Genomic DNA, 12,452 nt, shown 5'->3' with positions numbered 1-12,452 from the left:
ATATTTCGTATTTATTTTTTGGACAAGTGGCTAACTTGTTCTTGTAATTTTCGAATATGTTTAATACGTAATTTTGTAAAATAAAAACGACCTCTATGTAAGAGATTCAAGTAAAGGGTATATCTTGAATACTTAATGGAAGCCGTTCTTTTGATTTGAAGTTTTTATATTCAAATACTAAAACACCAGATATTTCAACTATATTAGTTGGTATTTAATTACAACCAAGTTTAAGAAAGAACTTAAAACACAGGTTAATAAGTTTTAATTATTTTTGGATTCATGTTGACGAATTAAGTACAAAACGAGGACTAGTATCAAGATTCCTACTAAAGCGCCTGTACTATCCAAGACAACATCTTCAACCAATGGCGTACGTCCACAAGTTAGCCCCTGATGAAATTCATCGAAAGCTGCTAATCCAGTTGCCGTCATCCAAGGAATAAAAATCATCAAAATGAAATTCTTTTTGAAGTATGTGTACAATGCTAGACATAAGAAAACTCCTAACAACAAGTAAATCCCAAAATGAGCTCCTTTTCGAATGAAGAATTCAACAAACTTAAAATAGCCATCATTCTCAACGGATTGATACTTACCACTGTAGGTAAACCCAATTTTAGATAAAGCACTATAAAATGGTTTACCGGCTAAATATTTTTCTAAAAATGGAACTGATGTCTGTTCTTTATAAGTCATCGAAGAACTATAAAAAAGAATTGCTTCAATAGCAACCACTAGTCCCCAGAACCACTTTTGTTTTGTTTTTAAACTATTATCCATTAACTCTAATCATTATCCAACTTAACAGTCGAATTGATTTCCTTAGCATCATCGAAGTAACCAGAATAATACAATGAATGAGTTGCCCAATAATACATTACAGTTGAGAAAATCAATATAACAACGAAGTCCATTGGATACTTAATCAAATTCATTCCACCAAAATCTGATCCACCAATCCATGAAATAATTGACAAACCAAACAGATGAACTATCAACCAGAGACTGGCGTACAATTTCTGCTTAAATTCTTTAAATCCACGACGATAATCATAAACAAAATAAATTGGTAATCCAACAATAATGATTACGATAACTTCAACCGTGGTTGGGAACATAGCCCAATAAATTGCCAAACTAATTAAATCAAAAACAACTGGAGCTAGAATTTTCATTCCTTTAATTTTTGTTGGTCTTCTCATTTCCGGACCCATTTTACGTAAACTTCCTGCTACTACTGGACCAGATAACAAAGAAATCAACGTCGATGCTGCAACAACACGTGATAATAATGACCAATTTTTAAATAGTAAAATCAAAATAAAACTAACAACAAAATCGACCATTAAAGCTATCCGTGGTGAATTATATTTATTATTCGAATTGCTCAAGAACAAAGGTAAATGCTTATTCTTCGGCATTGAAGACAATGACTTGCTTGCAGATGAAGCAAAAGCTATTCCGCTACCTACCGGTGAAATAAAGGCTGTAAAATAAACTAAAGTTGATAACCAATAGATATTCAATAGGATAGCTAAATCAGCAAATGGTGAATTGAAGTTGATTTTTGACCAACCACCACTGACAACTGATTGTGGCAAAGCTCCAATAAAGACAATCTGTAATGCAATATAGATCAAAGCACTAATCAACAATGATAGGATGATTCCTCGTCTAATATTAACTGACGGTTTCTTTATGTCATTGCTCAAATTAATAACTGTTTGAAAAGCTACATATGAATAAATAATTCCGGCACTACCAATTGCCACAAAAATTGATGAAGTACCATTAGGCATGAATTCACTGAATGAACTCCCCATATTATTGAAATCAAAATGAGCTGTAACCAATACAATCATTGTAATAATCGGTACAACCACTTTTAATACAGAGATAAAATTATTAAATTTAGCCATAATTGTAACTGACCAATAATTAATAATTGTAAAAATAAATAACATGACTGTTGCCATCATAATTCCCTGGAGGCTAAGTTGTCCGCCCTTCATAAATCCGTGCGTCCAATTAGCCCACTCCCATGGCCAAGTACTCATATACTGAACCGAGGCCACAGCTTCAATCGGTAAAATGGCTAATAATGAAATCCAATTAGCCCATGAGAAAATATGTCCTAACAACGAACCATGAGTGTACATCGTAAATCGACTCATAGCTCCCTCTTCCGGAAACATCGTCCCAATTTCGACGTAAACCATTGCAATCATTGCTACTAAAACTGCTCCCACAATCCACGCAATAATCGCTGCTGGACCGGCTATTTGTGCTGCCTGACTAGATCCAAACATCCAACCTGAACCAATAATCGCACTTAGCCCAAACATTACTGTTGAGAACAAATTTAATTTTTTATTCCTCATAAAACCACCAATCTATAATTTTTATAACAAAAAATAGCCTTCATTACGAAGACTATTATATATCCATTATGTAAATTTAGGCTACTCTACTGTTACACTTTTTGCAAGGTTACGAGGTTTATCAACATCATTACCACGTGCCAAACTTGCATAGTAAGCAATCAGTTGGGCTGGTACGATACTGATGATTGGCGAAATCAATTCATCAATTTCAGGAATAATAATTTGATCCCCTGCCTCAGAATATTTTTGACTAGCTATTACCAAAACATGTGCTCCACGAGCCTCAACTTCTTGAATATTACCACGAGTATGGCTAGCTCCAATTCCGTCATTCACGTAAGCAAAGACAGGTGTATCTTTCTCAATCAATGCAATAGTTCCGTGCTTTAATTCTCCAGCCGCAAAACCTTCAGCGTGAATATAAGAAATTTCCTTCAATTTAAGGGCAGCTTCAAGAGATAAGGCGTAATCAACACCTCTACCAATGTAGAAAGCATCAGATTTGTTTGTTAAGTAATCGGCCGTTAATTCTTTGATTTTATCTTTTTCATCAACAATAGTTTGAATGCCATTGGCAGCTAATGCTAACTGTTCTTTCAAATTAAATTCTTTAGCAATTTGAAGATCCTTAGCTTCACCTAATGCTTTAGCCAAGACAGCTTCAACCGCAATTTGAGCTGTGTAAGCTTTAGTAGAAGCAACCGCAATTTCTGGCCCAGCCAACAATTCCATTGTATAAGTAGCCTCTCTAGAAAGGGTCGAGTTAGCTACGTTTGTCATTGTTAAACTTGGAAACTTCATCTCATTAACTTTAACTAGTACTTGACGACTATCGGCGGTTTCACCACTTTGTGATAAAAAGATAAAGAATGGTTTCTTAGAAAGTTTTGGCATATGATAGCCAAATTCACTACCCAATTCAACGTCTACTGGTACATCGGCAACCTTTTCAAAAATATTGCGACCAACTAATCCAGCATGATAGCTAGTTCCAGCAGCGACAATATACAAACGATCAGCTTGTTTGATTTCATCCAATAAATCTTGTTCAACATTTAAAGAACCATCATCATTGATATAATTTTTTGAAATCTTTCTCATAACATTTGGTTGTTCATCAATTTCTTTCAACATATAGTGATCATATGTACCCTTAGAAATATCATTTTCATCAATATTTACAGTATAAGGATCTCTTTGAACCTTAGTACCATCGATCTTACTAATTTCAACTGCATCTTTTTTCAAGATAACAACTTCACCATCATGAATTTCAACAAATTTATGAGTTTGATCAAGCATGGCCATGGCATCTGAACAAATAACATTGAAACCATCACCTAATCCAATTAGAAGTGGACTCTTATTTTTAGCAACAAAAATACGATCTGGTTCTTCTTTATCAATCATAGCAAAAGCATATGAACCCTCGATTAAGCTAAGTGCTTTACGAAAGGCTGCTTCACCGTCCATACCTTTTTTAGCAAAATAGTCGATTAATTGTACGGCTACTTCAGTATCTGTTTGACTTTCAAATTTGAAGTCAGATAAATACTCTTTTTTCAATTCAGTGTAGTTAGTAATAACACCATTATGTACTAGATAAAAACGGTTATCTTCTGAGAAATGAGGATGAGCATTTTCAATTGTTGGCTTTCCGTGTGTTGCCCATCTAGTATGTCCGATTCCAGCTAGGCCTTGGACATCACTCGTAACGGCATTCTCTAATTCACTTATTTTACCAACCTCTTTAACTAAGAAGTCTTTACCTGCTTGATTATTAACGTAAATACCAGCTGAATCATAGCCACGATATTCAAGTTTTTCCAATCCATTTAATAAAATATCAGTTGTATTATTATTTCCAATTACTCCGACAATTCCACACATAATAATTATAGCCTTTCTAAATTGGTATAGTTTAATTTATTATAAATGGTATAGGTCATTTAAAAATGTGCCTATCACCTTGCGACAATGACTAGAATACTAATCTATTGTCATTATGTCAAGAAAACTTTAATATTTATTATAAATGGTATAGGTGGTATGTACCGATTATAGATATTGGTATATATTATATAGACCAATAAAAAAAGAGAAATCAAGGGTTAATTCCCTCAACTTCTCTTTTTTAAAATTTCTTTATCTGTATTATATTAGCTTAATTCATTTTTGACAACTTCAACGATTTGGTCACAGTATTCGTTGACCTTTTCTTCAGTTGAAGCTTCACACATAACACGAAGCAAAGCTTGTGTACCACTAGGACGAACTAATACACGACCGTCTCCATCCATCTCATCTTCAACTGTTTTAATAACGTCAAGAATTGCTTGATGCTTGTCCCATGAATTCTTGTCAGCTACAGGAACATTAACAAGCTTTTGTGGATAAACTTTTACAGGGGCAGCTAATTCAGCTAAGCTCTTACCAGTTTCCTTCATAACATGAAGTAGATGTGTACCTGTAAGCATACCATCACCAGTATTCATATATTCATACAAAACAACATGTCCTGATTGTTCACCACCAATGTTGTAATTGTTCTCACGAATCTCTTCAACAACGTGACGATCACCAACAGCCGTTTGTACAGAATGCATTCCATTTGCTTCAATAGCCTTGTACAAACCAATATTACTCATAACAGTAGTTACAATTGTATCTTTCTTTAAACGTCCACCATCATGCAAATATTTACCAAGAATGAACATAATTTTATCACCATCAACAATATTACCATCAGCATCGACAGCAATACAACGATCTCCGTCACCATCAAAAGCTAATCCGGCTACAGCATCTGATTCTTTAACACGTTGAGCCAATTGTTCTGGATGAGTTGAACCAACATTCTTGTTGATATTGATTCCATCTGGATGTGAAGCCATGATATCAAAGTCTACATTTAAATCAGCAAAAAGTGTACTTGCTAAACGACTTGTTGAACCATTAGCAGTATCAAGTACAATCTTCATGCCACTAAGATCATCAGAAAGAGTTTGTTTCAAGAATTGTAGATACTTTTGAGCACCTTCTGGATAATCAGAAACACTACCTAAGCCTTCAGCAGAAGGTCTTGGTAAAGTGTCTTCTTTAGCGTCTAATAGTTCTTCAATCTCCTCTTCAACATCATCTGGCAACTTGTAACCATCTGACCCAAAGAATTTAATACCATTATCTTCAGCAGGATTATGTGAAGCTGAAATCATAATACCGGCATCAGCTGAAACGGCACGAACAAGATATGCAACAGCAGGTGTTGTAATGACATCCAAATTTAAAACTTCAATACCAACTGAAAGCAAGCCTGAAATTAGACTAGTTTGTAGCATTTGACCAGAAATACGTGTATCTCTAGCAACCAAAACACGTGGATGTGCGTTTTCGTTATCTGAATGTTGTGTTAAAACATAACCACCACATCTACCTAATTTAAAAGCTAATTCAGGACTTAGCTCCTTATTCGCAATACCTCTTACTCCGTCTGTTCCAAAATATTTTGTCATGAAAAATTTACCCCCAGCGTTTATTCGCTATCATTATTGTCATTTGTTGAATTAGTGCTTGATGAACTTGTGTCGCTACTAGTATTACTCTTGGAATCCGAACTAGTTGATGTAGTAGTATTTCCTGTCGTACTAGACAACGCACTAGAACTGGCACGATTAATCGTCACACTAATAGTAGTTGGATCAGTAAAAGTGACTTTATCACCTAAAACATCACTTAAATTGATTGTCTTCTTTGTGCTACTACTATTTACGTCTGAAACATCAACCGGTACATCGATTGAGTCATCAATGGCGCTGATTTGATCTTTGGTACCGAAAACTCTAATATTTTTAACATCAGATTCAAACGTATAACTCGTATCCGATGAACTTCCTTTTTGCTTCAAATTAACACTTACTTGCTTACTTTGAATCGAAATAGGAATTTTCACATGAATTGTTTGTGGATCTAATGTAACATTTACTGTTTTACCATTTTTATCGAGAGCTTGCACTAAAACTTCTTGATCAAATGTAGATTTTATTCCCTTAGGCAAATTGGGTTTAACAACTACCTTATCGATTTTAGCAATTTCAGAAGCTGCACCTGTTACAGTAACAGTATCTGGAGACTCTTCGATTGTTCCCGTCTCATAACCACTTGCTAACGAATCCTTATTGTAATCAACATCCACCGCAAATCTCTTTGTTACACGTTTTTGAATATTAACCGTGACATACTTAGGCTTAATACTGTATGTCAATTCACTATTTAACCCAGTCTCTTTAATTTGAACTCGATGTTGGCCAATGGAAAGGTCTCTTAAATTCAAATACAAATTAAAGTTCTGTGTATTTTTTGTTGCTGTGACTAGTGCTGCTGGACCTTCAATCGTCATTTTAACTTTTTCAGGATATCCAGTTATGTAATACTTGTCAACATCTGCCTGTAACTGCAATGGCACAGTAATTGTAGCCTTCTTGGTTACCGTAGATGTACTTGATTGATTAGAATCTCTTGTCGAACCCACACCGGGTGTACTTACGAAGAAAAATAACCATAAGGCACAACAGAGAGATATAAATGCATAAAAATAATTACTGTTAATTATCTTTTTCATCTTGTCTCTCCTTCTTCTTTCGACTTAATTTCAAAAATCCTAAAATAGAATGAGTTCCATTTTCATTAGGATCTTTCAATTGAGCTTGGAGATACTTTAGATAATCATCCCGAGACAAGTCAAGCATCATATGACCATTTCGAGTAATCATCACGCCACCAGTTTCTTCAGAGACAACAATTGTTATCGCATCAGTTACTTCACTGATACCGACAGCCGCACGGTGTCTTGTTCCTAATTCTTTAGGAATAGTATTACTCTCTGACAGAGGTAAATAGGCAGCAGCTACAGAAATCCGATTATTTCGTACAATAACTGCCCCATCATGCAGTGGCGTATTCGGAATGAAAATATTGATCAACAACGCTCCAGTAACTTCAGCATCCAAATCAATTCCGGTCTCAACGTACTCTTCCAAGCCAGTGTTCATTTCCAAAGTAATCAACGCACCAATACGACGTTTACTCATGTACTGAATGGCCTGATCAAGACTCTCAATCAAGTGGTTCTTTGTCTTACCTTCTTCATTACTAGTCGAACTAAAGAATGGCAATCGACCTAAATGTTCCAAGCCACGACGAATTTCAGGCTGAAAGATTATCACAATAACAATAATCCCCCAGTTGATCAGCTGATCCATCAAATAAGAAACAGTATGTAGGTTTAAAGCCCAACTAATGAGCTTAATACCAAAAATAATTATTATTCCCTTTAATAACTGAACAGCTTTGGTGCCTCGTAACATCGACAGAACTTTATACAAAAAATACCAGACTACCAAGATATCAACCAAGTTAGCCAAATTCTGCCATGTAAAAATATTGCTTGGTATAAAATTCATTTTTATAGCTCCTTAGTAGTTCGAACTAATTATAACAAACAATAAAAATTATAAAAGTTCACCATATTTTATGTTTTTAATCTACACCAATACTAATAACTTCTTCACTATAATTAATATTCTTACGCAATTCATTAGCCGTAGTTTTACTGATTTTTCCCTGTTCCAACATATCTTGTACAAAGGCTCGACGATAACTCAAAGCCTTTATTTCAAGATTCATACGCTCACTATTAAACTGAGGTGAACGTCCACGATACTTCCCTTGTAATAATTCCAGGCGATCTTCGTAATGACGTTGGAAAATATAGATCAAATCATCATCAATATCATCTGAGTCTGACTGATTCAATTCCTGTAATTTCTTTAATGCATTCTTAGCACCAGCAATGGAAATTTTAATCGAATCTTGATTAATCTGCTGAATATCATCCGAATTTACAGAACGATAAATCAAATGCTTAATCTGCAAATAAGTTCTACGGAAGTAATTATAGAAAAATTCAACCGTCTGGTTAGAACGACGATGAACAATTTCCTTCTTATAACGAGCAATCTTCTTTATTGCTAAATCATACGATTCATCAGATATCTCGTGATTATCATATAATTCATCAATTGCTTCTAATTCACAGTTAAAAGAGATATCCCATAATTCAGCATCTTTTTTACCACGAACTCGATGTTTACTGATTTGACTCGTTTTAACCTGATTGCGCGATTGAATACCTAGATTACGCACATCGTATAAATATTCAGCAATAACAGATGAATAAACTGCCGTATCACCATCATCCATTTCTGAACGTAATTTTTTGACCGTCTTTTCTAAAATGACACGGTTAGCCTCAAATTCTGTCAATTCTATCGGTGTTTCATCACTATCTTCATCACTTTCATCATCCTCATTTTCTGAGGTAAGTGTGCTACCACGATAAGCAACTGGCGCACTATTTTTAGTCAAAATAGGAATCAGCAATGTGGCCCCCAACAAACTGAAAATAATAACGGCACTAGCGATAAATAGTAGAAGTGTTCTAGATGGAAAAGCAGCTCCACCCTTGATTGTCATTGGAATTGACAACGCACCAACCATTGTAACGGCACCACGAACACCAGAAATACCTGACATCAAACAGTCGTCAAATCTGGTTTTTGACCATAAAACTATCTTGCCATCCCCATTATTGGAAAATGTCGAATAGATATAACTCCAAAGGAACCGAATGACAACTAACATTATCCAAATTATAAAGGCTAGCAATGTAGCCCCAAAAGTGTTGATATTATCGTTATGAACTAACTCCTCCATTGCAAAGGGAATTTCGATTCCCAAAAGGACGAAGACAATACCATTAAGCACATAAACAACTAAATCCCAGGTTCGGGAAGTAACCAATCTAATTTCGGGAGTAAAGTTACTAATATTTCTACCAGAAGAAATATTCAAAATACCCGCTATAACGACTGCTACAACACCTGAAACATCAAAAACATCTTCGGCCACATAGTAAATAATAAATGGAATGATAATCTGAATAATCGCATGCAAAATAGAATCATCAACACCTTGATTAATCAGATATAATCTTATTCCATTGAAAATCCAAATCATTACAGCACCAACCAAAGCACCGATAATTGATATATGAAAAAAATCTATTGTTGCACTTTTTAGTGAAAAGACTCCTGTCACTGTTGCAGCGACTCCGTATTTAAAACAAATCAAGCCAGATGCATCATTAATCAGACTTTCTCCGTTGATCAAATGCATCAATTTGTCCGGAATATGAGCCTTTTTAGCAATGGATTCAACCGCAATCGGATCAGTTGGTGACAAAACTGCTACTAATGTAAATGCCGTTGCCCAAGGCAATTGAGGAATGAGCCATTTTACAAACACTCCTCCAATAACCGTAGACAAAATAACTAAGATAATCGCATTTCCTAAAATAGGACCCTTTAATTTCCAGAGCTCTCTTTTGGGAAAATTATTTCCATCATTAAATAGAATTGGTGCAATAAACGCCAGTAAGAACCATTCAGTATCAACATAAATCTTCACATGCATAAATAGAGCCGCCAAGATACCTGCCGCAATTTGTAACAAACTGGGTGGAATCGATACAAAATAGTGACTTACAATATTGGCAATAATTAATAAAGAGAGAATCAAAATAATTGATTCAATTATTTCCACAGACAACACCTACCATTTTTTTATTTTTCGTCTTCACCAATAATTCTAACTTCAGTATGAAGTTCGACATCAAACTTTTCTTTTACAGTCTTTTGAATCAGATGAATCAAATTCATATAATCAGTTGCTGTGGCATGTTTAATGTTTACAATAAAGCCAGCATGTTTCATAGAAACTTGGGCTCCGCCAACAATCTTACCTTGTAAGCCAGCCTTGATAATCAAGGGACCTGTGAAATGACCCTTTGGACGTTTGAAGACACTTCCACAAGAAGGATATTCAAGAGGTTGTTTTGATCTTCTTAATTCGTTCAAACGATCCATTTCTTCCTGAATAACTTCCTTTTTACCGCGTTTCAATGCAAAAGTTGCACTAATTACAATTCCACCATTGTCCTGAACTATACTGTGACGATATGAGAAGTCCATTTGTTCATGGTTAATAGTTGTGATATGACCATCAGGTAATAATACTTCAGCAGATTCAAAGACATCTTTGATCTCACCACCATAGGCACCGGCATTCATAAAGACTGCTCCACCGACACTACCTGGAATACCAGCAGCAAATTCAATGCCAGTTAAACCAGCCTTTTGTGCAGCTATCGTTGTATTAATAATCGTTGCACCAGCTTCGGCAGTAACTTTAGTATCAGATACTGTGATTTTATGGAAATTAGGTAAAATAATTACAATTCCTCTAATTCCACCATCTTTTATGATCAAATTGCTGGCATTACCGATAATGGTAATATGCACATCATTGACCCTAGCAGTATCGACAATTTTCACTAATTCATCACGAGTTTTAGGAAATGCCAAAACATCAGCATTTCCTCCCGTTTTAGTGAACGTATACTTACTGAGTGGTTCATTTATTTTAAATTCAATATTAGGTAATTCATCAACTGGAAAATTCAATATTCATCATCCTTCATATTGCATAGACTTACATATAATTTTATCACATACTCAGATACATAACGAACTAACAAACATTACAATAATGCTATAATTGTGCCGAGGTGATTTTATGAAACTTATATCTTGGAATGTAAACGGTTTACGTGCTGTAGTCAAAAAAGACTTTGTTAAAACTTTCGAAGAATTAGATGCCGATATCTTCAGCATCCAAGAAACTAAATTACAAGAAGGTCAAATTGATCTCGATCTATCCGGATACCACCAGTACTTTTTCTATGCTAAAAGAAAGGGGTATTCTGGCACCGCCGTTTTCACCAAGGAAGAGCCTTTGAACGTTCACCAAGGTTTAGGAATTGATGAGTTTGACGATGAAGGTCGAACTTTAACTCTAGAGTTTAAAGATTTTTACCTAATCAATAGTTACACCCCTAATTCTCAACAAAAGCTCAAACGTCTGGATTACCGTATGCGTTATGACGATGCTTTAAGAGAATATATGCAAAAGTTATCAGTTGATAAACCAGTTATTCTATGCGGTGATCTCAATGTTGCTCATGAAGAAATTGATATTAAGAATGACAAAACCAATCATAAAAATCCCGGTTTCTCTGACGAAGAAAGAGCCAAATTTACAGAATTATTAAATAGTGGCTTCATTGATACTTTCAGAACTTTACATCCTGATGACGTTAAGTATTCATGGTGGAGTTATCGTTTCAATGCTCGTAAAAATAATGCCGGTTGGAGAATTGATTACTTTGTCCTATCTGATAATGGTAAAAAAATGTTAAAGGCCGCCGACATTCACACTGATATTTATGGTTCAGATCACTGCCCTATTGAATTAGACTTAGATATATAAGGAGTTTAACTTATGAATTTTGTTTCTATGGATTTTGAGACTGCCAATGGAAGCCGCGATAGCGCTTGTTCTTTAGCTTTGGTACTTGTCCGTAACGATCAAATTGTTGATAATTTTTATACACTAATAAATCCTCAACAATATTTCAGTCCTCGTAATATTCAAATACATCACATTAGACCCGAAGACGTTCAAGATGCTCCTACTTTCGATCAAGTTTGGACACATATTCAACCTTTATTTGATAGTAGCCATTTGGTTGCCGCCCATAACGCTAGTTTTGATAATAGTGTTTTAAAGAAAACTTTAGTCAATTATGGAATTGTAGTACCCAAGTATTTAACGATTGATACTTTACGCACCAGTCGTAAATTTTTCCCAGATTTTCCTAATCACAAGCTGAATACCGTTTCCGAACGTTTGAATATTGATTTGCGTAACCATCATAACGCTCTAGCCGATAGTGTGGCTTGTGCCGAAATCCTTGTTAAAACTGAACAGCAATTTGGAACTGAACAAATAAAAAAGATGGTCAAGCTCACTAGCTAAACCATCTTCGACATAATTAATGGCTGTTCGTCAAATCAAGTTGATGGCGGTTCAAGTTAACAGTTAGACCAT

The 12,452-nt window shown here is 35.1% G+C and carries 10 protein-coding genes; 2 read left to right on the top strand and 8 right to left on the bottom strand.

Annotated features, from left to right (window positions below; all coding sequences use genetic code 11):
• Positions 1 to 264: 264 nt before the first annotated feature.
• The 8 genes from FD33_RS10785 to murB form a co-directional block, all read right to left on the bottom strand.
• Positions 265 to 783 carry a VanZ family protein gene (locus FD33_RS10785; RefSeq protein WP_025085859.1) on the bottom strand — a complete coding sequence of 173 codons (519 nt, stop codon included), beginning with the start codon at positions 781 to 783 and terminating at the stop codon, positions 265 to 267.
• 5 nt (positions 784 to 788) lie between these two features.
• The gene (locus tag FD33_RS10780) at positions 789 to 2,384 is read right to left on the bottom strand and encodes an APC family permease (RefSeq protein WP_025085860.1); all 1,596 of its coding nucleotides are present in this window, start codon (positions 2,382 to 2,384) and stop codon (positions 789 to 791) included.
• Positions 2,385 to 2,465: 81 nt separating this feature from the next.
• Positions 2,466 to 4,277 (bottom strand): glutamine--fructose-6-phosphate transaminase (isomerizing), encoded by a 1,812-nt coding sequence (gene glmS, locus FD33_RS10775; RefSeq protein WP_056955970.1) that lies wholly within the window; start codon positions 4,275 to 4,277, stop codon positions 2,466 to 2,468.
• A 269-nt stretch (positions 4,278 to 4,546) separates the two neighbouring features.
• Positions 4,547 to 5,899, bottom strand: coding sequence for a phosphoglucosamine mutase (gene glmM / locus FD33_RS10770; protein ID WP_025085861.1), 1,353 nt, complete (start codon positions 5,897 to 5,899; stop codon positions 4,547 to 4,549).
• A 20-nt stretch (positions 5,900 to 5,919) separates the two neighbouring features.
• On the bottom strand, positions 5,920 to 7,005 hold the full coding sequence (locus FD33_RS10765; protein WP_025085862.1) for a CdaR family protein: 1,086 nt from the start codon (positions 7,003 to 7,005) through the stop codon (positions 5,920 to 5,922).
• Positions 6,989 to 7,846, bottom strand: a complete 858-nt coding sequence (gene cdaA / locus FD33_RS10760) for a diadenylate cyclase CdaA (RefSeq protein ID WP_056955969.1) — start codon at positions 7,844 to 7,846, stop codon at positions 6,989 to 6,991. Before cdaA ends, FD33_RS10765 begins: the two co-directional genes overlap by 17 nt.
• Before the next feature lie 76 nt (positions 7,847 to 7,922).
• On the bottom strand, positions 7,923 to 10,046 hold the full coding sequence (locus FD33_RS10755) for a Na+/H+ antiporter (RefSeq protein WP_025085863.1): 2,124 nt from the start codon (positions 10,044 to 10,046) through the stop codon (positions 7,923 to 7,925).
• 20 nt (positions 10,047 to 10,066) lie between these two features.
• Positions 10,067 to 10,966 (bottom strand): UDP-N-acetylmuramate dehydrogenase, encoded by a 900-nt coding sequence (gene murB, locus FD33_RS10750; RefSeq protein WP_025085864.1) that lies wholly within the window; start codon positions 10,964 to 10,966, stop codon positions 10,067 to 10,069.
• A gap of 112 nt (positions 10,967 to 11,078) precedes the next feature.
• Between murB and FD33_RS10745 the strand changes: the two genes are divergently transcribed.
• Positions 11,079 to 11,831, top strand: a complete 753-nt coding sequence (locus tag FD33_RS10745) for an exodeoxyribonuclease III (protein ID WP_025085865.1) — start codon at positions 11,079 to 11,081, stop codon at positions 11,829 to 11,831.
• 12 nt (positions 11,832 to 11,843) lie between these two features.
• Positions 11,844 to 12,380: a 3'-5' exonuclease gene (locus FD33_RS10740; protein WP_056955968.1), complete on the top strand. Its 537-nt coding sequence runs from the start codon at positions 11,844 to 11,846 to the stop codon at positions 12,378 to 12,380.
• The last annotated feature ends 72 nt before the right edge of the window (positions 12,381 to 12,452 follow it).

Origin of the sequence: Companilactobacillus paralimentarius DSM 13238 = JCM 10415, from assembly GCF_001434985.1 — a bacterium.
In the GTDB taxonomy this organism is placed as follows: Bacteria; Bacillota; Bacilli; order Lactobacillales; family Lactobacillaceae; genus Companilactobacillus; species Companilactobacillus paralimentarius.
Note: the sequence above shows the minus strand (reverse complement) of the source record. Positions and strands in the feature narration are given on the sequence as shown.